Annotated in this window: 19 protein-coding genes; 11 read left to right on the top strand and 8 right to left on the bottom strand. The window is 71.0% G+C overall.

Going from position 1 to position 22,099, the window contains the following annotated elements; all coding sequences use genetic code 11:
• The first annotated feature begins 2 nt into the window (after nucleotides 1-2).
• On the top strand, nucleotides 3-431 hold the full coding sequence (locus ABD714_RS15300) for a sec-independent translocase (protein ID WP_344813248.1): 429 nt from the start codon (nucleotides 3-5) through the stop codon (nucleotides 429-431).
• A 59-nt stretch (nucleotides 432-490) separates the two neighbouring features.
• On the opposite strand, the gene ABD714_RS15295 is transcribed toward ABD714_RS15300, so the two are convergent.
• From ABD714_RS15295 to ABD714_RS15280, 4 genes are read right to left on the bottom strand one after another with little or no spacing between them, the layout of a single operon-like run.
• Complete coding sequence (locus ABD714_RS15295; protein WP_344813247.1) at nucleotides 491-1,657, bottom strand: Mrp/NBP35 family ATP-binding protein; 1,167 nt, start codon at nucleotides 1,655-1,657, stop codon at nucleotides 491-493.
• 9 nt (nucleotides 1,658-1,666) lie between these two features.
• Nucleotides 1,667-2,596 carry an aminoglycoside phosphotransferase family protein gene (locus tag ABD714_RS15290; protein WP_344813246.1) on the bottom strand — a complete coding sequence of 310 codons (930 nt, stop codon included), beginning with the start codon at nucleotides 2,594-2,596 and terminating at the stop codon, nucleotides 1,667-1,669.
• Nucleotides 2,597-3,184: a DUF1003 domain-containing protein gene (locus ABD714_RS15285; RefSeq protein ID WP_344813245.1), complete on the bottom strand. Its 588-nt coding sequence runs from the start codon at nucleotides 3,182-3,184 to the stop codon at nucleotides 2,597-2,599.
• A complete protein-coding gene (locus ABD714_RS15280) occupies nucleotides 3,177-4,484 on the bottom strand; it encodes a magnesium transporter MgtE N-terminal domain-containing protein (protein ID WP_425562401.1) in 1,308 nt (435 codons plus the stop codon). Before ABD714_RS15280 ends, ABD714_RS15285 begins: the two co-directional genes overlap by 8 nt.
• 94 nt (nucleotides 4,485-4,578) lie before the next feature.
• Here ABD714_RS15280 and ABD714_RS15275 point away from each other — a divergent pair, with 94 nt between their 5' ends.
• From ABD714_RS15275 to ABD714_RS15260, 4 genes are all read left to right on the top strand, one after another.
• Nucleotides 4,579-4,857, top strand: a complete 279-nt coding sequence (locus ABD714_RS15275; protein ID WP_344813244.1) for a DUF3072 domain-containing protein — start codon at nucleotides 4,579-4,581, stop codon at nucleotides 4,855-4,857.
• A 27-nt stretch (nucleotides 4,858-4,884) separates the two neighbouring features.
• On the top strand, nucleotides 4,885-5,583 hold the full coding sequence (locus ABD714_RS15270) for a VOC family protein (RefSeq protein ID WP_344813243.1): 699 nt from the start codon (nucleotides 4,885-4,887) through the stop codon (nucleotides 5,581-5,583).
• Nucleotides 5,584-5,658: 75 nt separating this feature from the next.
• A complete protein-coding gene (dacB, locus tag ABD714_RS15265) occupies nucleotides 5,659-7,209 on the top strand; it encodes a D-alanyl-D-alanine carboxypeptidase/D-alanyl-D-alanine endopeptidase (RefSeq protein ID WP_344813242.1) in 1,551 nt (516 codons plus the stop codon).
• Between the two features lie 58 nt (nucleotides 7,210-7,267).
• Nucleotides 7,268-7,771 carry a YflT domain-containing protein gene (locus ABD714_RS15260; RefSeq protein WP_344813241.1) on the top strand — a complete coding sequence of 168 codons (504 nt, stop codon included), beginning with the start codon at nucleotides 7,268-7,270 and terminating at the stop codon, nucleotides 7,769-7,771.
• 383 nt (nucleotides 7,772-8,154) lie between these two features.
• On the opposite strand, the gene ABD714_RS15255 is transcribed toward ABD714_RS15260, so the two are convergent.
• Together ABD714_RS15255 and ABD714_RS15250 are read right to left on the bottom strand one after the other, a co-directional pair.
• Nucleotides 8,155-9,093: a 5,10-methylenetetrahydrofolate reductase gene (locus ABD714_RS15255; protein WP_344813239.1), complete on the bottom strand. Its 939-nt coding sequence runs from the start codon at nucleotides 9,091-9,093 to the stop codon at nucleotides 8,155-8,157.
• Nucleotides 9,086-10,561 (bottom strand): aminopeptidase P family protein, encoded by a 1,476-nt coding sequence (locus ABD714_RS15250; protein ID WP_344813236.1) that lies wholly within the window; start codon nucleotides 10,559-10,561, stop codon nucleotides 9,086-9,088. The genes ABD714_RS15255 and ABD714_RS15250 overlap by 8 nt, the downstream gene beginning before the upstream one ends.
• A gap of 32 nt (nucleotides 10,562-10,593) precedes the next feature.
• Here ABD714_RS15250 and ABD714_RS15245 point away from each other — a divergent pair, with 32 nt between their 5' ends.
• Together ABD714_RS15245 and ABD714_RS15240 are read left to right on the top strand one after the other, a co-directional pair.
• Nucleotides 10,594-11,514 carry an acyltransferase domain-containing protein gene (locus ABD714_RS15245; protein WP_344813235.1) on the top strand — a complete coding sequence of 307 codons (921 nt, stop codon included), beginning with the start codon at nucleotides 10,594-10,596 and terminating at the stop codon, nucleotides 11,512-11,514.
• Nucleotides 11,511-12,080 carry a histidine phosphatase family protein gene (locus ABD714_RS15240; RefSeq protein ID WP_344813234.1) on the top strand — a complete coding sequence of 190 codons (570 nt, stop codon included), beginning with the start codon at nucleotides 11,511-11,513 and terminating at the stop codon, nucleotides 12,078-12,080. Before ABD714_RS15245 ends, ABD714_RS15240 begins: the two co-directional genes overlap by 4 nt.
• Nucleotides 12,081-12,249: 169 nt before the next feature.
• On the opposite strand, the gene ABD714_RS15235 is transcribed toward ABD714_RS15240, so the two are convergent.
• The gene (locus ABD714_RS15235) at nucleotides 12,250-13,539 is read right to left on the bottom strand and encodes a multidrug effflux MFS transporter (protein WP_344813233.1); all 1,290 of its coding nucleotides are present in this window, start codon (nucleotides 13,537-13,539) and stop codon (nucleotides 12,250-12,252) included.
• 237 nt (nucleotides 13,540-13,776) lie between these two features.
• On the opposite strand from ABD714_RS15235, the gene ABD714_RS15230 reads away from it, so the two are divergent.
• From ABD714_RS15230 to ABD714_RS15215, 4 genes are all read left to right on the top strand, one after another.
• Nucleotides 13,777-16,095 (top strand): alpha-L-rhamnosidase, encoded by a 2,319-nt coding sequence (locus tag ABD714_RS15230; RefSeq protein WP_344813232.1) that lies wholly within the window; start codon nucleotides 13,777-13,779, stop codon nucleotides 16,093-16,095.
• 28 nt (nucleotides 16,096-16,123) lie between these two features.
• Nucleotides 16,124-17,287 carry an L-rhamnose isomerase gene (rhaI, locus tag ABD714_RS15225; RefSeq protein WP_344813231.1) on the top strand — a complete coding sequence of 388 codons (1,164 nt, stop codon included), beginning with the start codon at nucleotides 16,124-16,126 and terminating at the stop codon, nucleotides 17,285-17,287.
• A gap of 239 nt (nucleotides 17,288-17,526) precedes the next feature.
• Complete coding sequence (locus tag ABD714_RS15220; protein WP_344813230.1) at nucleotides 17,527-19,566, top strand: bifunctional aldolase/short-chain dehydrogenase; 2,040 nt, start codon at nucleotides 17,527-17,529, stop codon at nucleotides 19,564-19,566.
• A 10-nt stretch (nucleotides 19,567-19,576) separates the two neighbouring features.
• On the top strand, nucleotides 19,577-21,061 hold the full coding sequence (locus ABD714_RS15215) for a rhamnulokinase (protein ID WP_344813229.1): 1,485 nt from the start codon (nucleotides 19,577-19,579) through the stop codon (nucleotides 21,059-21,061).
• Between the two features lie 4 nt (nucleotides 21,062-21,065).
• On the opposite strand, the gene ABD714_RS15210 is transcribed toward ABD714_RS15215, so the two are convergent.
• The gene (locus ABD714_RS15210) at nucleotides 21,066-22,094 is read right to left on the bottom strand and encodes a LacI family DNA-binding transcriptional regulator (protein WP_344813228.1); all 1,029 of its coding nucleotides are present in this window, start codon (nucleotides 22,092-22,094) and stop codon (nucleotides 21,066-21,068) included.
• Nucleotides 22,095-22,099 lie beyond the last annotated feature (5 nt).

Below are 22,099 nucleotides of genomic sequence, written 5' to 3'. Positions count from 1 at the left end.
GCATGTTCGACGTAGGGGCGCCGGAGCTCCTGGTCCTGGTGGTCATCGCCGTCATCCTCTTCGGACCGGAGAAGCTGCCCGAGTTCGCCCGCAAGGCGGCCCGGGTCATCAAGTACGTCCGGACGATGGCCGGCAGCGCGCAGGAGCAGCTCAGCAAGGAGCTCGGTCCCGAGTTCTCCGACCTGGACGTCCGCGACCTGAACCCGAAGACCTTCATCCAGAAGCACCTGATGGACGACGTGGACCCGATCGTGGCCGACGTCAAGAAGGAGATCGCCGAGTCGACCGCCGCGGGTCGCACCGCGGCCTCGGACGTGACGGCCGCCATGGAGGACGCCAAGTCCTCAGCGCGGACGAACGGTCACCAGGCGGCCATGAACGGCGCCTCGGTGGCGCGGGTGCTGACCCCGTTCGACCCCGACGCGACCTGATCCGGGGCCAGGACCTGGTGGCCGGAACCACCAGCGAGGGCTGACAGCTGGGAGTCTGGTCAGCGGCCGGTGGGAGCCAGACCGAGCTGGCGGCCGACCAGACCACGACCCCGCGCGGCGAGACCCTCTGCGATCGCGGTCAGGGCGGCTCCGGCCGCTGAGTCGGTGTCCCCCGCAGTCACCGGTACGCCGTCGTCGCCCCCGACCCGCAGGGTCGGATCCAGCGGCACCTGACCCAGCAGCGGCACCGGGTAGCCCAGCCGGGTGCTCAGGGTGGTGGCCACGTCCTGTCCGCCGCCGGAGCCGAAGACGTCCATCCGGTGGATGCTGCCGCAGTCCGGGCAGGTGATCTCCAGGTAGGCCATGTTCTCGATCACGCCGATCACCCGCTGGTTCATCATCGACGCCATCGTCCCGGCCCGCTCGGCCACCTCGGCAGCGGCTTGCTGCGGGGTCGTCACCACGATCACCTCGGCGTTGGGCAGCTTCTGGCCCAAGGAGATCGCCACGTCCCCGGTCCCCGGGGGGAGGTCCAGCAGCAGGAAGTCCAGGTCACCCCAGTAGACGTCGGCCAGCATCTGGGTCAGCGCCCGGTCCAGGATCGGGCCCCGCCAGGCGACGACCTGGTCCCGACTCGGCTTCATCATGCCGATCGAGATGGCCTTGAGCCCGTTGGTGGGCACCGGCATGATCATGTCCTCGACCGCCGTCGGTCGCGCGTCGGCCACCCCGAGCATGGCCGGGACCGAGTGTCCGTAGATGTCCGCGTCCAGGATCCCGACCGTGCGCCCGAGGCGGACCAGCGCCATGGCCAGGTTGACGGTGACCGAGGACTTGCCGACGCCGCCCTTGCCGGAGGCGATCGCGATCACGGTGGTCAGCGAACCGGGCTGGGCGAACGGGATCTCGCGCTCGGCCTGGCCGCCCTTCAACAGCTCGCGCAACCCGGCGCGCTGCTCGTCACTCATCACCCCGAGATCGACCTGCACCGTCTCGACGCCGGCGACGGTGGACACCGCCGCGGTCACGTCCCGCCGCAGGGTGTCCTTCATCGGGCAGCCGGAGACGGTGAGGAGCACCTCGATGCGGACGAGACCGGGAGTGGTCTCCTCGACGGCGGCCACCATGCCGAGCTCCGTGATCGGCCGCCGGATCTCGGGATCGTTGACCCGGGTCAGGGCGTCGCGGACGCGATCGAGCAGGGGGGAGGCAGTCGAGACAGGCACTGGGCCAGGTTAGTTCGCTTCCGCGGCGTCGCACGCCGACTGTGGTGGAGCCGACACCGGATGGTCCAGGATCTCCCGCAGCACCCGTCGGGCGTCGTCGGCGGCCGCCACGTCGGTGTCGCGGCTGCCGGCGACGGTGATCAACGCCTTCCACAGCCCCCAACCGCGGCCCCGGGCCCAGGTGTCGTGGTCCAGACCCAGCGCGTCGTGGAAGGCCGCCCGACCGGGGCCCGACAGCAGCGTCCACGCGAGCACGACGTCGCAGGCCGGGTCGCCGATGCCGCTGGTCCCGAAGTCGATCACCGCCGCCAGCCGTCCGTCGCGGACCAGCAGGTTGCCGAAGGCGATGTCGCCGTGGAACCAGACCGGCGGCCCGGACCAGGTGCTGGCCACGGCGGTGTCCAGGATCGCGGTCGCGGCCGGCACGTCGACCTCGTCGGCGAGGACGGCCAGCGCCGCCCGGGCTTCGTCGAGATAGTGGTCGAGCGGTCCGCCCCGCCACCAGTTGTGCTGCCCGGGCAGCGGACCGCCGTCGGCGGGGCACGCCCGCAGGGCCACCAGGAACGTGGCCACCGCGCGGGCGAGGGCGATCTGGTCCTCGATCCGGTCCGGGGTTGCCGGGCGGCCGTCGATCCAGGCGTAGACCGACCAGGTGTGGAGGTAGCCGAGTCCCGGCCGTCCCTGGGCGACCGGCCGGGGGATCGGCACCGGGAGCCGCGGGCCGAGCACCGGCAACCAGCGCTGCTCCTTGGCCACCTGCTCGGCGTAGGAGCGCGAGCGGGGAAGGCGGATCGTCAGCTCGTCACCGAGACGGAAGGTGCGGTTGTCCCAGCCGCTGAGCTCGACCTCGGTGACCGGTAGGTGTGCCCACTCCGGGAACTGTCGGGCCACCAACCGGCGAGCCAGACCGAGGTCCGGCGTCGGGTCCGCCGCGGTCACTCAGCCGTTCCGTTCCCGTTCCCGGTCGCGGTCCCGGTCGCGGTCGCGGTCCCGGTCGCGGTCCCGGTCCCGTTCTCGGTCCTCGTCGTCGAGATCGGCCAGGTCGGCCAGGATGGAGCGGAGCTCGTTGCGCAGCTCCGAGCGGACGTAGTCGCGGGTGGCCAGCTCGCCGACCGACATCCGCAGCCCGGCGATCTCTCGCGCCAGGTAGTCCATGTCCGCCCGGCTCTGGGCGGCCTGCTCGCGGTCCCGCTCGATGGCGACGCGGTCCCGCGACTCCTGCCGGTTCTGCGCGAGCAGGATGAGCGGGGCGGCGTACGAGGCCTGCAGCGACAGCACCAGCGTGAGGAAGATGAACGGGTACTCGTCGAACTGCGGCCGCGTCGGACCGAACGGCACGTTCCACAGCACCCAGCAGATGATGATCACCGTCATCCAGGCGAGGAAGCGCGCGGTGCCCATGAACCGGGCGAAGCCTTCGGCGAAGGCGCCGAACGTGTCGGTGTCCCAGCGCGGCCGGGGCAGGATCGAGCGCTTCCGCCGGCCGGGGGTGTTCAGCCGGTCCGGCTCGCGCTCGGCCCTAGCCACGGCTCACCGACCGCCCGCGAGAGCGCCGCGACCCCAGGTTCGTCTGCGCGGACAGGGCGTCCAGCTGCGTCCCGCGCCAGTCGGGCGGCAGCACGTGGTCGAGCACGTCGTCCACGGTCACCGCGCCCAGCAGCCGCCGGTCGGCGTCCAGCACCGGGGCGTTGACGAGGTTGTACGTGGCGAAGTAGCGGGACACGACGTGGAGCTTGGTCTCGGCCTGCAGCGGTTCCAGGTCGGAGTCCAGCAGCGCCGACACCAGCGTCGAGGGCGGCTCGCGCAGGAGACGCTGGAAGTGGACCCCCCCGACGTAACGGCCGGTCGGGGTCTCCAGCGGGGACCGGCAGACGTAGACCATGCAGGCCAGCGCCGGGGTGAGCTCGGCGTCCCGCACCTTCGCCAGAGCCTCGGCGACTGTCGCATCCGGAGCGAGGATCACCGGCTCCGGGGTCATCATGCCGCCCGCGGTGAAGTCCTCGTAGATCAACAGCCGGCGGACGTCCTTGGCCTCCTCGGGCTCCATCCGGTTCAGCAGCCGCTCGGCCACCTCGGGCGCGAGCTCGCCGATCAGGTCGGCGGCGTCGTCGGGATCCATCTCCTCCAGGACGTCGGCCGCCCGCTCGGGGTCGAGACCCTGGATGAGCTGGACCTGCTCCTCCTCCGGCAGCTCCTCGAGGGCGTCGGCGAGCTTCACGTCGTCGAGCGCGGCCGCGACCTCCGCCCGCCGCTCGGGGGTCATGTTGTGCAGCTCGCGCGCGACGTCGGCGGCCTTCATGTCCTCGAACTCGGCGAGCAGGTGGTCGGTGCCCTGGAAGGTGGCGTCGAAACCGCTGATCCGCACCTCGTCCCAGTCGAGGATGGTGACGTGGCCGCGGCGGCCGAACGCCCGGGGCCGGCTCTCGCGGATGGCGACCTCGCTGAGCTCCCACTCGTGCACCCGGGTGGTCTGCATGGCGACGTCGAAGACGACGGCCGGGGTCTGCTGGTCCGTGCGCTGAGCGGACTGGTCGAAGAGGTCGTCGATGACCAGGATCTCGGAGTCGCGACGCTCGAACCGGCGGGTGTTGAGGACACCGGAGATGACGATCTGGGTGGGGTCCACGTTGCGGACCCGCGCCATCGAGATGAAGATCCGGTGCCGGGCGAACAGCTCCACCAGGAGCCCCTTCACCCGCGGCGGGCGTCCGTCGACCCGGCGCTGGACGATGACGTCGCGCACCCGCCCGAGCTGATCACCGGCCACGTCCAGGACAGGCAGGTTCTTCAGTCGGGAGATGAACACCGAGCTCTCTCGCGACGCCACGGGCCCACGGTATAGGCCGGAGCCGCCGACCGCCCCCCACGCTCAGACACGACGGCACGGTGGGGTGCAGCCAGATGCGACTTACACTGTAAACATGAGTGAATTCGCGTCCGAAGGTTCCCAGGCCGCCGAGGAAGAGGTCGCCTTCATCGGGGCGAGCCCCGATGATCCCGCCCCCGGCGGTGACGACAGCAGCATCAAGGACCCCAGCGACTGGGTGAGTGGCGACGACCCGATGACCGACTCGCAGCGGTCCTACCTCGACTCGCTGGCCCGGCAGGCGGGCGAGACGTTGCCGGCCGACATCAACAAGGCGCAGGCTTCGGAGCACATCGACCGGCTCCGGTCGAAGCTGGACCTGGCCGACGGCTGACGGTTCGGCAGCCGGCGGGAGGTGTCCATGTCGCGGATCGGCGGCCCCACGGGGGACAGGTGTCGGTTCAAGGACCTCTGTCTCGACGCCGCCGACCCGGACCTGCTGGCGGCGTTCTGGGCCGCGACGCTGGGGCTGACCGACGACCGGTTGGACGACGGCGCTCATCGGCTGACTGACGCCATCGCCGAGCACACGGTCTGGATCAACCGGGTGCCGGAACCGAGGACCGTGAAGCAGCGGGTCCACCTGGACGTGCTGGTGCGCGAGGTCCGCGAGCTGGAGTCCCGCGGAGCGACGGTGCTGCGCGAGCTGCCGCGTTGGACCCTGCTGGCCGACCCCGAGGGAGGCGAGCTGTGCGTCTTCGTCCGCCCCCCGGATCCGCCGCTGTCGACCTACCGGCTGCTGGAGATCGTCGTCGACGCCGCCGACCCAGCTGCCCTCGCGGGGTGGTGGGGCGCTCGACTCGGCGCCGCCGCCCACGAGAGCGACGACGGGTCGTTCTGGTGGCTCGAGGCAGGTGACGGGCTGCCGGTCGACTGGTGCTTCCAAGCCGTGCCCGAGCCGAAGACGGTGAAGAACCGCATCCACTGGGACGTGGTCGGCGACCCCGACGGACTGATCGCGACCGGGGCCCGGCTGCTCCGTCGTCGGGGTGACGACCTCGCCTGGGACGTGCTGGCCGATCCCGAGGGCAACGAGTTCTGCGTCTTCCCGCCGGGATGATCTGCGTCTTCCCGCCGGCATGATGGTGGGTTACTGTTCGGACGAGCTCGGGGGAGCACAATCCGAGGAGTTCCCGTGTCCAGATCACTTCCCCGTCTGGGCGCGGTGATCACCGGCCGCCGGCTGCCGTCGATCACCGCCCCGAGAGCGTTGGTCGTCGCCGTGGCCGTCGGCCTGGCGATCTCCGGAGCCGGCTTCGTCGGGCCGCCGGACCACCTGCCCACGGCGGCGGCCAGGGTGTCCGACCCGGCTCTGGCGTCCAAGATCGCGTCGGTGATGAAGGACTCCCGGATCACCAAGGGGCGCACCTCCGCCGTGGTCTACGACGCCGCCACCGGCAGCGAGCTCTACCAGCGGAGCGGCGGCCGCGCCTCCATCCCGGCCTCCAACACCAAGATCGTCACCGCGGCGGCGGCCCTGCACACCCTGGGACCCGGCTACCGGTTCCGCACCGAGGTGATCAGCCGCGCCGCCGTCAGCGGCGGCACCTTGGACGGCCGCCTCTACCTCAAGGGCTACGGGGACCCGACGTCCCGGTCGGGCGACTACGCAGCCCTGGCCCAGCGGGTGCGGGCGGCCGGGATCCGTACGGTGACAGGAAAGCTGGTCGTGGACGCGACCTACTTCGACAGCGTCCGCTACAACCCGACCTGGAAGACCGGCTACGCCGACGACTACTACGCCGCCCCGATCTCGGCGCTGACCCTGGCGCCCAACACCGACTACGACTCCGGCACCGTGATCATCAGGTACCGGGCCGGCTCGGTGGGCAAGAAGGCCAAGATCACCACCACGCCGGCAGCCGCCGCGGCCTCCCTGGATCTGAGGAACCTCACCACCACAGGGAAGAAGGGCAGCTCGACCACGTTCTCGGCGAGCCGCATCCACGGCTCGGACACGATCACGCTCCGGGGCAGGGTGGGCGCCGGTCGCTCCGGCAGTCGGTTGATCACCGTGAACCGCCCCGACCTCTACGCCGCCGCGGTCTTCCGGGCCGAGCTGAAGAAGGCCGGCGTGACCGTCCGGGGTGGGACGACCGTCCTGGTCACGCCGACGTCGGGTCGCCGGGTGCTCGGCACCGACTACTCGATGCCCCTGTCCCAGCTGCTGGTGCCCTTCATGAAGCTGTCCAACAACATGCACGCCGAGGCGCTGACCAAGGCGATGGGCGCGAAGCGGTCCGGGGCTCCCGGCACCTGGGCGAAGGGTCTGGCCGCCACCCGGGCGTACCTGTCGGCGACGGGGGTCCCGTTTACGGGTCTCGTCCTGACCGACGGCTCCGGACTGACCCGTTCCAACACCATCACCCCGCGAGCCATGGGCACGCTGCTGGTCAAGGTGCAGCGCGAGACCTGGTTCGCGGCCTTCAAGGCCTCCCTGCCCGTGGCCGGGAACAGCAACCGGATGGTCGGGGGCACCCTGCGCCGCCGGATGAACGGGACCCGGGCGGCTGACAACGCCTGGGCCAAGACCGGGACCCTGACCGGCGTGACCGCCCTCAGCGGCTACGTCCGGGGACGGGACGGTCGCCTGTACGTGTTCTCGATGCTCAGCCAGTACTCGGGTGCCTCGCCGCGACCGGTGGAGGACAAGCTGGTGGTCGCCCTCGCCGGCTGGCGACGCTGATCCCGAGGGTCGGCGTAGATACACTGGGGTCTTCTTCGTCACGTCAAGAGGTGGGTCCATGTCCGCTCAGCGTCCGCAGGCCGGCTCGATGTTCGAGCTCGAGTTCCCGCAGTCCGTCGGGATCTTCAACAGCTACGCCGACGCCCAGAAGGCGGTCGACTACCTCGCCGACGAGAAGTTCGCCGTGCAGAACCTCGCCATCGTCGGCACCGAGCTCAAGTCCGTGGAGCGGGTGCTGGGACGGAAGAGCTGGAGCACGGTGCTCTCGCAGGGTGTCTCCTCCGGTGTCTCGACCGGTCTGCTGGTCGGCATCATCATGCTCCTCTTCACCCGCCCGGCCAGCGTCCTGGTGCTGATCCTCAGCTGCCTGGCCCTGGGCATCGCCATCGGGATCGCCTTCGCCGCCGCCGGCTACGCGCTGACCCGGGGCAAGCGGGACTTCACCTCGGTGACCCAGACGGTGGCCACGAAGTACGAGGTGCTGTGCGAGCACAAGGTCGCCGCGCAGGCGCGGGAGATGCTGCAGCAGCTGCCCGGCGCGCGCGCCGCCGCGTTCGAGTAGGGCTCTGTCGCCCGCGCTCGCTGTGACCGCCCTCGAACCCGGCTCCTTCGTCGTCGTTCGGAGAGAAGAAGCGCCTCTCCTCTCTCCTCCTCAGCACACCGGCGGGCGATCACGGCCGCTCGCGCTCACGTGAGGGTCGCCCGCGCTCGCTGTGACCGCCCTCGAACCCGGCTTCTTCGTCGTCGTTCGGAGAGAAGAAGCGCCTCTCCTCTCTCCTCCTCAGCACACCGGCGGGCGATCACGGTCGCTCGCGCTCACGTGAGGGTCGCCCGCACTCGCTGTGACCGCCCTCGAACCCGGCTCCTTCGTCGTCGTTCGGAGAGAAGAAGCGCCTCTCCTCTCTCCTCCTCAGCACACCGGCGGGCGGTCACGGCCGCTCGCGCTCACGTGAGCAGGGGGCGGAGCCGGCCGGCGAGGTCGACGGCCGCCTCGATCTCGGTCCGTCGGATCGACACGCTCTCCACGTTGAACCCGTACGGCACGTCGAGACGACGGCAGAAGGCGGCCAGCTCGCCGGCGGCGGCCAGGCACTGCGCGTGGCTGACGGCCAGCGGGTCGTCGGAGTGGACCAGCTCGTTCCGCAGCCACCGCGGGACCTGGACCCCGAGCCACTGCAGGAAGGCCAGCGTGGTGGTCGACCCGCAGACCGCCAGGGTGAACACGACCGGACGGGGCGCGACCCGACGCTCGCGGCAGGCGTAGACGTAGTCCGAGACCAGGCTCTTGGTGTTGTCCACGTCGTAGACCACCTGGCTGACGAAGAAGGCGCAGCCGGCGTCCTGCTTGCCGAGCATCCGTCGGTGCTCGTCGCCGCGGGCGGCGTGCCGCTCTGTGATCATCACGCCACCCAGCGTCAGCTCCGGACGGCGGGTGCGCCGCAGCTGGTGGGCGTCGGCCAGACTGGTCCGGACCTGCTTGGTGCTGGTCGACGGACCGACGAACACCCCGAGCTGACGGCGGGGGTCGAGGGCGTCGAGCCAGCCGGCCAGCTCGTCGGTGGCGTACTTGCCCACGCTCCGGTAGACCACCACCGGCTTGGTCCAGGCGCCGAGGTGCTCGGCGTAGAAGTCGGCCGGGTCGGAGGTGGGCAGGTAGGGGAACGGCCGGTCCCCGCCGGCGCGGTCGCTCTCGTCGTCGATGTCGTACAGGATCAGCCCGTCGACGTCGACCGGTGCGAGCCGCTCCAGGGTCAGCCCCGCGATCCGGCGTCGGTCGTCGGGTGGGGTGCTCGCCTTGGGTGGGGTGATGCCGAACAGCAGGATCCCGCCCCGGCCTTCGGCCACCAGGACGTCCAACGTCGTCCGGCCGGTGTCCTCAGGCACGGGTCAGCAGGGTGGCCATCCAGGCTTCGACGTCGGCGCTGGCGCGGGGGAGGGCGGCGGACAGGTTCTCCGCGCCGTCCGCGGTGATCACGATGTCGTCCTCGATCCGGACGCCGATGCCTCGCAGGTTCTCCGGGACCAGCTCGTCGTCGGCCTTGAAGTACAGCCCGGGCTCGACCGTGATGATCATGCCTTCCGCCAGGGTGCCCTCGCGGTAGTGCTCCCGCCGGGCCTGGGCGCAGTCGTGGACGTCGATGCCCAGGTGGTGCGACGTGCCGTGCACCATCCACCGGCGGTGCTGACCGCCGTCCGGCGACAGCGACTCCTCCGCCGTGACCGGCAGCAGACCCCAGTCGGCGAGCTTGCGGGCCAGCACGGCGATGGCCGCCGCGTGCACGTCGGAGAACTTCGCTCCCGGTCTGGCGGCGTCGATGCCGGCCTGTTGGGCCTCCAGCACCGCCTCGTAGACCATCCGCTGGTCGTCGCTGAAGCGACCGTTGACCGGCAGCGTGCGGGTGACGTCCGCGGTGTAGAGGGTGTCCAGCTCCACCCCGGCGTCCAGCAGCAGCAGGTCGCCGTCCCGGAGGTCGCCGTCGTTGCGGATCCAGTGCAGGGTGCAGGCGTGGTCGCCCGAGGCGGCGATCGTGTCGTAGCCGACTGCGTTGCCGGCGTGCCGGGCGTGCAGCCCGAAGACACCCTCCACCCAGCGCTCGCCCCGGCCACGGCGTACCGCCTCCGGCAGATCGGCGACGACGGCCGCGAAACCCTCGGCGGTCTCCGCGCAGGCCTGGCGCAGCTGCTCGATCTCGAACGCGTCCTTGACCAGTCTGAGCTCGCTCAGTGCCTCGGCCAGCTCGGCGTCGAGGGCCTCCCGCCTCTCCTGCTCGGTCGCCTCCCGGACCTGGTCCAGCTGAGTGGCCAGGGCGGGGTCGGCGTCGCGCAGCACCCGGATCAGGGTCTCCTCGGCGTTCTTGGCCAGGTGCCCGTCCAGCTCGCTGCGCGGCACGCAGCGGATCCCGCACTCGGCGGCCAGCTCCTCCAGTGACGGGCGCCGGCCGACCCACATCTCGCCGTAGCGGGCATCGGAGTAGAACTCCGCCGAGTCCCGTGGCGCCCGCGGGGTGAAGTAGAGGGCCGCGTCGTGACCGTCGTCGGTCGGCTCCAGCACCAGGACCGCGTCCGGCTCCCGGTCGGTGCCCAACCCGGTCAGGTGGGCGAACGCGGAGTGCGGTCGGAACCGGTAGTCGGTGTCGTTCGAGCGGATCTTCAGGCCGCCGGCCGGGATCACCAGGCGCTCACCGGGGAACCTCGCACTCACCCGGACCCGGCGGGCGACCGCGGCCTCGGAGGCGGGCAGCCGGGTCGGCAGCTCGGTCGGATACGGCGCCCAGCCGTCGGCGATGAACGCCTTGAACGCGTCGCTGAAGGGGGTCTGACGATTCGGCAGCTCGGGTCGGGTCTCGCTCATCCGACCAGTCTGTCACCCGTAGGGTGGGTCGGGTGCTGGACGTATGCGAGCGGCTGGCGGTCGACGACCTGCCCGACCGCCTGGACCGACTGGGCTTCCGTCCCGACGACCGGGCGGCCGCCGTGGCCGCCGCGGGAGCGGTGCTGCAGCAACCGACCGAGGTGGAGAGCGTCCGCCAGACGGCGGAGCGGTTGGCCCGCGACGTGGGCCGGATCGGCGACCCGTGGGACGGGTCGCAGGTGTCCCCGTGGCGCCCGGAGGGCACCGACTCGCCGTACGGGGCGGGTGTGCTCGAGCTGCTCGCGCTGGTGGCGACCGCCGACGACGTCCGGGCGTTCCACGCGTCGCGTGGGATCGGTGACGACGACTCGTGGCGGGCGCTGTCCGACCTCGGGCAGCAGGTCTTCGTGCACCGGCTGACGTACGGGTCCTTCGGCATGCACACCCACGACTGGCTCCGGGTCGCCTGGTCGGGCGCCCTCTACTGGCTGGGGCGGCTCCAGTTCAACCTGCAGCCCAGCGCCACGTCGACCACCGGCTGGGTCCTGTCGACCCACATCCCCCGGTCCGGCCCGCTCGCTCCGGCCGAGGTGGACGCCTCCTTCGCGGCCGCCCGGCAGTTCTTCGGCGACCACTTCGCCGATCATCCGACCGACGCCTTCTTCTGCCACAGCTGGCTGCTCGACCCGGATCTGGCCGCCGCGCTGCCGGAGGCGTCCAACATGGCGCTCTTCCAACGACGGTGGACGCTGCAGGGGGAGCCCGGACCGGGCGACGAGGACGCGGTCTTCTTCACCTTCGCCCGACGGCCGCCGGTCGACCTGGTGTCGCTGCCCCGGGACACCACGCTGCAGCGGGCGATCCTCGACCGCCTGGCCGCCGGTGACCACTGGCACGTGTGGGAGGGGCGGATCCCGTTCACCGACCTGGACGATCCCCGGGAGCCCCGATGACCGACCTGTATCTCGTCCGCCACGGTGAGACCGAGTGGAGCGCCAACGGGCGCCACACCTCGGTCACCGACCTCGAGCTGACCGAGAACGGCATCCGCCAGGCGGAGTCGTTGCGCGGGCACCTCGATCCCGCGTCGTTCCAGCTCGTCCTGTCCAGCCCCCGTCGCCGGGCGGTGCAGACCGCGGAGCTGGTCGGGTTCACCGGCGGCCACGCGCCGGAGCTCACCGCTGACCTGGTCGAGTGGTCCTACGGCGACTACGAGGGACTGACCAGCGACCAGATCCACGAGAGCGACCCGGGCTGGACGATCTTCACCCACCCGACCCCGGGCGGCGAGACCGCCGACCAGGTCGCCGAGCGGCTGGACCGGGTGATCGAGCGGGTCCGGGACTCCGGGGTCGAGCGCGCCATCTGCTTCGCCCACGGTCACTCACTCCGGGCCCTGACCGTCCGTTGGCTCGGCCTCGACCTCCGTTGGGCCGGCAGCTTCCCCCTCGAGACGGCCCGGATCTCCATCCTGGGGGAGGAGAAGGGCGAACCGTCCCTGGAGCGCTGGAACAGCTGAGTAGGGAGGTGCCCCCGAGCGAGCGAGCCCGTCGCGAGCGGCCGTGCAGCGGAGCGCCCGGTCCTGTCTGGACTGAGAAGCACGCCGACAACGCTTCACCGTCGGCGTGCGCCGAGGGATGTCAGGACCACTCGGCGCGCAGCGGAGCAGCGAGTGACGACCAGCACGGTTACCGGTAGTCGTACTTCGACAGGGCCTTGCGGGCGGTGAGGAGCAGGACGGCGGCCAGGCCGGTGGTGCCGACCATGATCGCGGCCATCGGCACCGGGGTCCCGTTGCCGAAGACGCCGACCAGCGGGGCGATGGCGCCACCGATCATGAACTGCGACGCTCCGAGCAGGGCGGCCGCGGTGCCGGCGGACTCGCCGTGCCGGTTCAGGGCGATCGCCGGGGCGTTGGGGAACGAGAGGCCCGCCGCGGAGATGACGAAGAACAGCGGGGCCATGAAGGCGAACCAACCGCCGACCCCGAGCAGCATCAGCACCAGCAGCGTGACCGCGCCGGTCACGGCCAGCAGCACACCGAAGCTGAGCACGCTGACCGGGCTGTAGCGCTTGACCAGCCACGGGTTGATCTGGGTCATGGCGATCATGCCGACCGCGTTGGCACTGAAGGCCAGGCCGAACTGCTGCGGCGTCATCCCGTACAGGTCCTGGAGCACGAAGGGAGCACCGGAGATGTACGCGAACAGGGTGGCGAACATCAGCCCGGCGACCAGCACCATGACGATGAACAGCCGGTCGGAGAACAGGGACCGGTACGCCCGCAGCGAGCCCGTGACGCTGACCGGCCGGCGACGCTCGACGGGCAGGGTCTCGGGCAGGGCCAGGAAGGCCAGCACCAGCATGCCCAGGGCGATGACGGCCAGGACCACGAAGATCCCGCGCCAGGAGGTGAGGGCGAGCAGCGCGCTGCCCAGAGAGGGGGCGAGGATCGGCGCGACGCCGAGGACGAGCACCAGCCGGGACAGCAGCTGCGCGGCGCGGATCCCGCTGAACAGGTCGCGGACCACGGCCATCGAGACGACGGCGACAGCGGCACCGGCGAAGCCCTGCAGGGTGCGGGTCACGGTGAGCAGACCGATGCTGGGCGCCAGGGCGCAGAGGATCGACATCAGGGCGTGCAGCACCAGACCGGCCAGCAGCGGCTTGCGACGGCCGACCGAGTCCGACAGCGGGCCGATGATCAGCTGACCGAAGCCGAGTCCGATCAGCAGCCCGGTGATGGTGGCCTGAGCCTGGGCGTCGGTGGCGCCGAGCTGTCGGGACAGGTCCGGCAGGGCCGGCAGGTAGGTGTCGATGGTGAGCGGCCCGATCGCACTCAGTGCGCCCAGGACCAGCACCAGCTGGACGTACTTGCGACCGACGAACCGGCTGGACAGCGCGGAGCGGGCCTCCGGGCCGGTCGGTGGGGCAGGCACGGTGGACGTGGCGGTGACGGGTGCGTCGACTGCGGTCATCGGGCGCTCCTCCAGGAGTGGGATCGGCTGAGCGGGCACCGCCACCTCGATGTGACTGAACGGCCATTCAGGAATACCAGGCAGAACTCACAGGGATCGCCGTTCATTCCCGATCTGCCCGCGCGATCTCGAGGGCGTGCACGCCTTGACGTCCGAGGCCCGGACTGATTCACTATGAATCGTTTCAACGCCGCGGCGCCAGCCCAGGCACCATCCCGCAGAGCTGAGGGGTCCCCCATGGAGTCGGTCGCCTGGAGCGCCGCCCTGATCGAGTCCGGAGCGTCGTCCACCAGTGCGCCGCGGCTGCGGACCGAGATCGCCCTCGAGAGCGGTCACGGCGACGTCCGGTCGGCGGTGTGGCACGTCAGCGCCCGGGGGATCGTGGAGGCCCACCTGGCCGGGGTGCCGGCGAGCGACGACGTGCTCACGCCGGGGTTCTCCAGCTACGAGTGGCGGCTGCGCTACCGGTCGTACGACGTGACGGACCGGGTCACCGACGTCGCCCGGCGAGGTGAGCCGCTCGTCCTCGGTCTCCAGCTCGGGCACGGCTGGTACAGCGGACGGCTGGCCTGGACCGGGGAGCGCGGCGTCTACGGCACCCGTCCCGCGGCCGTCGCCCAGCTCGAGATCGAGTTCGCCGACGGGTACCGGCAGGTGGTGGGCACCGGTGACGACTGGACGTCCGGTCCGTCGCCCGTGCTGGCCGACGACCTCTACGACGGCCAGACCATCGACGGCCGGCTGGTCTCCGACTCCTGGTTGCGACCGCGCTTCACCGACCCCGCCTGGGTGCCCGCGGTGGATCTGGCGGATGCCGACCTCTCCGTCCTCACCCCCTACGTCGGACCCCCGGTCGTCCGGCACGAGGAGATCGCCCCGGTCCGGGTGTGGACGTCGCCCAGCGGCCGGACCCTGCTCGACTTCGGGCAGAACCTGGTCGGCTGGTTGAAGATCACCAGCAGGGGGGCGGCCGGCTCGACCCTCACCGTCCGGCACGCCGAGGTGCTCGAGCACGACGAGCTGGGCACCCGCCCGCTGCGGTCGGCGCTGGCCACCGACACCTTCATCCACAGCGGCGGAGAGGACGTCTTCGAGCCGACGCTGACCTTCCACGGCTTCCGCTACGCCGAGGTGACCGGCCCGGGCGAGGCGATCGGGGCCGGCGACGTGGTGGCCGTGGTGGTGCACTCCGACCTACGGCGGACCGGCACGTTCGCCTGCTCCGACGACCTGGTCAACCGGCTGCACAGCAACGTGGTGTGGAGCCAGCGGGGCAACTTCCTCGACCTGCCGACCGACTGTCCCCAGCGCGACGAGCGCCAGGGCTGGACCGGCGACATCGCGGTGTTCGCCCCGACCGCCGCCTTCCTGTTCGACGTGTCGGGCTTCCTGCGCGACTGGCTGCTGGACCTCGCCGCCGAGCAGCGGGCGGCCGACGACGTCGTGCCGCTCGTGGTGCCCGACGTGCTCAAGCTGCTGGACAACGCCACCGGCTGGCCGTCGGACAGCCCGACCGCCATCTGGAGCGACGCGGCGGTGTGGGTGCCCTGGGCGCTGTGGGAGGCGTACGGCGACCGTGAGGTCCTCGAGCAGTGTCATCCGTCGATGACCGCGCACGTCCGGGCCTGCGCCCGCCGGGTCTCGGCCAGCGGTCTGTGGGACACCGGCTTCCAGCTCGGTGACTGGCTCGATCCGACCGCCCCGCCGGACGACCCGTTCCGGGCCAAGGCGGACAAGTACGTGGTCGCGACGGCCTGTCTCTTCCGCAGCGCCACGTTGACGGCGCGCAGCGCCGCGATCCTCGGTCGGACCGACGACGAGGCCGAGTTCACCGCGTTGGCCGAGCGCATCCGTGCCGCCTTCACCGAGAACTACGTCGCCGCCGACGGTCGCCTCCTCAGCGACAGCCCGACCGTGTACGCCATGGCCATCGCCTTCGACCTGCTGGATCCCGGTCTGCAGGCCCGGGCCGGCGACCGGCTCGCCGTCCTGGCCGCCGAGAACGGGTACAGGATCGCGACCGGGTTCGCCGGCACGCCGTACGTGACCGAGGCCCTCAGCCGCACCGGTCACCTCGACAAGGCCTACCGGCTGCTGCTGGAGACCGAGAACCCGTCCTGGCTCTACCCGGTCACCATGGGTGCCACCACGATCTGGGAGCGCTGGGACTCGATGCTGCCCGACGGCAGCATCAACCCCGGTCAGATGACCAGCTTCAACCACTACGCCCTCGGGGCGGTGGCCGACTGGCTGCACCGGGTGGTTGCCGGGCTGGCGCCCGCCGAACCGGGCTACCGGAGGGTGCGCATCGCCCCGCGACCGGGTGGCGGTCTCACCTGGGCGAGGGCCTCCCTGGTCACCGCTCACGGCCGCATCGGCGTCGGCTGGGAGCTGGCCGGCGACGAGCTGGTCCTCGAGGTCAGCCTCCCCGACGGCGTGACCGCCGAGCTCGATCCACCCGGAGCCGAGCAGTCGACCCTGGGGGCGGGCGACCACGTCCTCCGGATCCCGTACCCCACCGACAGTTCCACCATGATCACCGACGTGGTGACATGACCAGCACTAGCCGACAGGAGACCCGGCGATGATCGACAACGCTGTCCTCGACGTCCTGAGCCGTCAGGCGATCGAGCTGCCCTCGTGGGCGTTCGGCAACTCCGGCACCCGGTTCAAGGTGTTCGCCACCGCCGGCACCCCGCGCACCGTGCAGGAGAAGCTGACCGACGCCGCCAAGGTGAACGAGCTCACCGGGCTCGCCCCGTCGGTCGCCCTGCACATCCCGTGGGACACCGTCGACGACTACGCCACGTTGAAGCAGCACGCCGCCGATCTCGGGGTGGCGCTGGGCACCATCAACTCGAACACGTTCCAGGACGACCTGTACAAGTTCGGGTCGCTGACCCACGTCGACGTCTCGGTGCGCCAGAAGGCGATCGACCACCACTACGAGTGCATCGAGATCATGCACCAGACCGGGTCGCAGGACCTCAAGATCTGGTTGGCCGACGGCACCAACTACCCCGGTCAGGGCGACATCCGCGGCCGCCAGGACCGGCTGGCCGACAGCCTGCGGCAGATCTACGACCGGCTCGGCGACGACCAGCGGCTGGTGCTGGAGTACAAGTTCTTCGAGCCGGCGTTCTACCACACCGACGTCCCCGACTGGGGCACCTCGTACGCGCAGGTGACCGCTCTCGGTGAGCGCGCCCTGGTCTGCCTGGACACCGGCCACCACGCGCCGGGCACCAACATCGAGTTCATCGTGGCTCAGCTGCTGCGGCTCGGGAAGCTCGGTTCGTTCGACTTCAACTCGCGCTTCTACGCCGACGACGACCTCATCGTGGGGGCAGCGGACCCGTTCCAGCTGTTCCGGATCCTGTACGAGGTGGTCCGGGGCGGCGCGCTGGAACCGGACTCGGGCGTGGCCTTCATGCTCGACCAGTGCCACAACGTGGAGGACAAGGTCCCCGGTCAGATCCGTTCGGTGCTGAATGTGCAGGAGATGACGGCACGGGCGCTGCTGGTGGACGCGTCGGCGTTGACGTCGGCGCAGGAGGCCGGTGACGTGTTGGGGGCGAACGCGATCGTGATGGATGCGTTCTACACGGATGTTCGTGGTGATCTTGCCGATTGGCGGGAGTCGCGAGGGTTGCCGCGGGATCCGGTACGGGCTTATGCGGAGTCGGGGTACCAGGGAAAGATCGAGAAGGAGCGGGTCGGCGGGCAGCAAGCCGGTTGGGGGGCTTAGGTCTCCTTCGTGGTCGGGTCGGCACAGGGTCTCCAGGGGTCGTTCGGGGCAACCATCCGCGCTCCGCAAGCTCCGCGCTCCCGCCAGACCCATCCACGCCCCTTCTCGACCCCTGGAGACCCTGCGCCTTTGCGAGGACGTCTCCACCAGTCGAGGGAGGGCTGGGAGTGGTGACCGTGGAGTCGGACGCAGTCCGCAGCTGAATTCGTACGTGTTGATCTCTAGACGAGGAAATGATCATGGCCGTGAATCCGACCGTTGCTGACCTGGTTGGCCGTTCCAACCGGCTCGGCGCCGACCCGAAGAACACCAACTATGCCGGGGGGAACACGTCGGCCAAGGGCACCGAGATCGATCCCGTGACCGGGGAGGCCGCTGAGCTCTTGTGGGTGAAGGGTTCTGGGGGAGACCTCGGCACCCTCACGGAGTCAGGTCTGGCCGTTCTCCGGCTGGATCGGCTGAAGGCGTTGGTGGGCGTGTATCCCGGTGTGGAGCGGGAGGACGAGATGGTGGCGGCGTTCGACTACTGCCTGCATGGCTTGGGTGGGGCGGCGCCGAGCATCGACACGGCGATGCACGGGTTGGTGGACGCGGCGCACGTGGATCATCTGCACCCGGATTCGGGAATCGCGATCGCGACCGCGGCGGATGGCGAGGAGCTGACCGGGAAGATCTTCGGGGACAAGGTGGCGTGGGTGCCCTGGCGGCGACCGGGGTTCCAGCTGGGGCTGGACATCGCCGCGATCAAGGACGCGAACCCGGAGGCGGTCGGCTGCATCCTCGGTGGGCACGGGATCACCGCGTGGGGTGACACCTCCGAGGAGGCCGAGCGGAACTCGTTGTGGATCATCGACACCGCCGCTGCCTACCTCGCCGAGCACTCCGGGGCCGAGCCGTTCGGACCTGCCCTGGAGGGTTACGGGTCGCTGCCCGAGAAGGAGCGGCGCGCCAAGGCGGCTGCCCTCGCGGCGACGCTGCGGTCGATCGCGTCGGCGGATGCGCCGATGGTCGGCCACTTCACCGACGACGCTCGGGTGCTGGAGTTCCTGGCCTCGGCCGAGCATCAGCGGCTGGCCGCGTTGGGCACGTCGTGCCCGGACCACTTCCTGCGGACCAAGGTGAAGCCGCTGGTGCTCGACCTGCCCGCCGGCGCGAGTATGGAGGAGTCGATCGCGCGGTTGCGGGAGCTGCACGAGGCGTACCGGGTCGACTACCAGGGCTACTACGACCGCCACGCCGACGCCGACTCGCCGGCGATCCGCGGCGCCGACCCGGCGATCATCCTGATCCCCGGGGTGGGGATGTTCTCGTACGGCAAGAACAAGCAGACCGCCCGGGTGGCCGGGGAGTTCTACCTGAACGCGATCAACGTGATGCGGGGCGCGGAGGGTCTGTCCACGTACGCACCGATCGACGAGGCGGAGAAGTTCCGGATCGAGTACTGGGCGCTCGAGGAGGCCAAGCTGGCCCGGCTGCCCAAGCCCAAGCCGCTGGCCTCCCGGATCGCTCTGGTCACGGGTGCCGCCTCCGGCATCGGCAAGGCCATCGCCACCCGTCTCGCCGCCGAAGGTGCGTGCGTGGTGGTCGCGGACCTCGATCTGGCCAAGGCGCAGGCCGCGGCGGCGGAGATCGGGACCACCGACGTCGCTGTCGGTGTCGCCGCCGACGTGTCCGACGAGGCCGCGGTCCAGGCCGGCATCGACGCGGCCCTGCTCGCGTTCGGCGGTCTGGACCTGGTGGTGAACAACGCGGGTCTGTCGCTGTCGAAGGCGTTGCTCGACACCACGGTCGCGGACTGGGACCTGCAGCACAACGTGATGGCCAAGGGCTCGTTCCTGGTGTCGCGGGCCGCGGCGAAGGTGCTGATCGAGCAGCAGCTGGGCGGCGACATCGTCTACATCTCGTCCAAGAACTCGGTCTTCGCCGGACCGAACAACATCGCCTACTCGGCGACCAAGGCCGATCAGGCCCACCAGGTGCGGCTGCTGGCCGCCGAGCTCGGTGAGCACGGGGTCAAGGTCAACGGCATCAACCCCGACGGCGTGGTCCGCGGTTCGGGCATCTTCGCCGGCGGGTGGGGCGCGAAGCGGGCCGCCGTGTACGGGGTCGAGGAGGAGGACCTGGGCAGGTACTACGCCCAGCGGACCCTGCTGAAGCGGGAGGTGCTGCCCGAGAACGTGGCCAACGCCGTGTTCGTGCTCTGTTCCGCCGACCTGTCCCACACCACCGGTCTGCACATCCCCGTCGACGCCGGCGTCGCGGCCGCCTTCCTCCGCTGAGGACACGGCGATGACCACCAGCAGCGCCGTCACCGTGGCCGCGATCGACATCGGCGCCTCCAGCGGTCGGGTCGTCGCCGGGATCGTCCGGGACGGGACCGTCACCATCGAGGTGGTGCACCGGTTCGCCAACGGTCTGCGGACTCTGGACGGCCGGCTCCGCTGGGACCTGACCGGTCTGTACGCCGAGGTGCTGACCGGGCTCGAAGCGGTGGCGGCCCGTCACGGAGACGTGGTCAGCATCGGCATCGACACCTGGGCGGTCGACTACGGGCTGCTGGACACCGGTGGCCGGCTGCTGGCCGAGCCGACGGCGTACCGGGACGACCGGACCGAGGCGGTGATCGCGGAGGTGGACGCCCGGATCAGCCGCCGGCGCCAGTACGCGATCAGCGGGCTGCAGTTCCTGCCCTTCAACACCGTCTACCAGCTCGCGGCCGAGCAGCGCGGCGAGCTGTGGGATCGGGCGGCCCACGCCGTGCTGCTGCCCGACCTGCTGGCCTACTGGCTGACGGGCGTGCTGCGGACCGAGATCACGAACGCCTCCACCACCGGACTGCTCGACGCCCGGCTGCGCACCTGGTCGGCCGAGGCGTTCGACGCCCTCGGGCTGCCGCCCGGTCTGTTCCCGCCGCTGATCGAGCCGGGCCAGCCGGTCGGGGCGATCACCGCCGAGGTCCGGACTCGGACGGGGCTGCCTGCGACCACGACCGTGGTGGCCGTCGGCTCCCACGACACCGCGTCGGCGGTCGTGGCCGTGCCCGCGTCGGGTCGCGACGTCGCGTACGTCTCGTCGGGCACCTGGTCGCTGGTCGGTCTGGAGCTCGACGAACCGGTGATCACCGACGAGAGCCGGGCCGCCAACTTCACCAACGAGGGTGGCGTGGACGGTCGGGTGCGGTTCCTGCGCAACGTCGGCGGGCTCTGGCTGCTGCAGGAGAGCCTCCGGGAGTGGTCGGGGCAGGGCGGGGAGACCGATCTGGGCGTGCTGCTCGACGGGGCCACGCAGTGCCCGACCGGGGGACCGGTGATCGACGTCGATGACGACCGGTTCATCGCCCCGGGCGACATGCCCGCCCGGATCCAGCAGGCCTGCCGTGCCTCCGGTCAGCCGGAACCGACGACCCCGGTCGAGATCGTCCGCTGCGTCCTGGACTCACTCGCGACCGCGTACGCGCGCACGGTCGAGCAGGCCGAGCAGCTGACCGGTCGCCGGGTCGCGACGGTGCACGTGGTCGGTGGCGGGTCGCAGAACGCCCTGCTGTGCCAGCTCACCGCCGACCGCACCGGACGTCCGGTGCTGGCCGGTCCGGCCGAGGCGACCGCCCTGGGCAACGTCGTCGTCCAGGCCCGGACGGCCGGGGCCCTCGCCGGGTCCCTGGAGGATCTGCGGACGGTGCTGCGCGCCGGGCTGGAGCTGCGCCGGTTCACCCCGGGCGCGGTCGGCCCGGCGGAGCAGGAACCCTCCGCGGCCATCCCGCCGGCCGGCGGCTGACCCCTCAGGACGGGTCCGGCGGCACCGGCTCGGTGCTGGACTCGCGGACGATCAGCTCCGGCTGGAAGACCACCTCACGCGGCTCCTTGGGCTCCGGTCCGATCTGCTCGATCAGCAGCTCGACGGCCGTCTTGCCGATCAACAGCGACGGTTGCCGGATCGAGGTGAGCGGGACGACCGTCGCCGCGGCGAAGTCGATGTCGTCGTAACCGACGAGCCGGAGGTCGTCGGGGACCTTGAGCCGGGCGAGCATGGTCAGCGACTGCAGCACCCCGACGGCGAGCAGGTCGTTGGCGCAGAACGCACCGTCGGGACGCTCGGCCGGGGACCGCTGCAGGATCGTGCTCCCCGCCTTCCGGCCCTGGTGCACACCCATGCCGTCGTGCGGCAGCACCTCAAGCGCGACGCCGGGGTGGGCGGCGCAGGCCTGGTTGGCGCCGAGCAGACGATCGGCCACCTGCTGGATGCCGAGGTGGCCGCCGATGAAAGCGATCCGCGTGCAGCCCTGCTCGATCAGGTGCGAGACCGCCAGGAAGCCACCCGCCACGTCGTCGACCGACACCGAGGAGAACTGCCGCCCCTCCGCCCGGCGGTCCACCAGCACGGTGACGATGCCCCGGTCCTTGAGACGCTCCAGCCGGTCGGCGATGTCGCCCAGCGGGGAGACCAGGACGCCCTGAACCCGTTGTTGGACGAACAGGTCGAGGTAGTCCGACTCCCGGGCCGGCGACTCGTCGCTGTTGGCCAGCAGCACCGACATGCCGTGCTGTGCGGCCTGCTGCTCCGCGCCCCGGGCGACGTCGGTGAAGAACGGGTTGCGGACGTCGAGCAGGATGAAGCCGATCGAGTTGCTGCGGCCCGCCTTGAGCTGGCGGGCGGCGTCGTTGCGGACGAAGCCGAGCTGGTCGATCGCGGCCCGGACCCGTTCCCGGGTGGCCGGGGCGACCTTCTCGGGGCGGTTCAGCACGTTCGACACGGTGCCGAGAGCGACGCCGGCGCGCTCGGCGACGTCGCGGATGCTGACTTGAGGCACGAAAG

Origin of the sequence: Microlunatus aurantiacus (assembly GCF_039536605.1) — a bacterium.
GTDB lineage: Bacteria > Actinomycetota > Actinomycetes > Propionibacteriales > Propionibacteriaceae > Microlunatus > Microlunatus aurantiacus.
The sequence above is the reverse complement of the archived record's forward strand: the minus strand, read 5'-3'. Positions and strand labels throughout refer to the sequence as shown.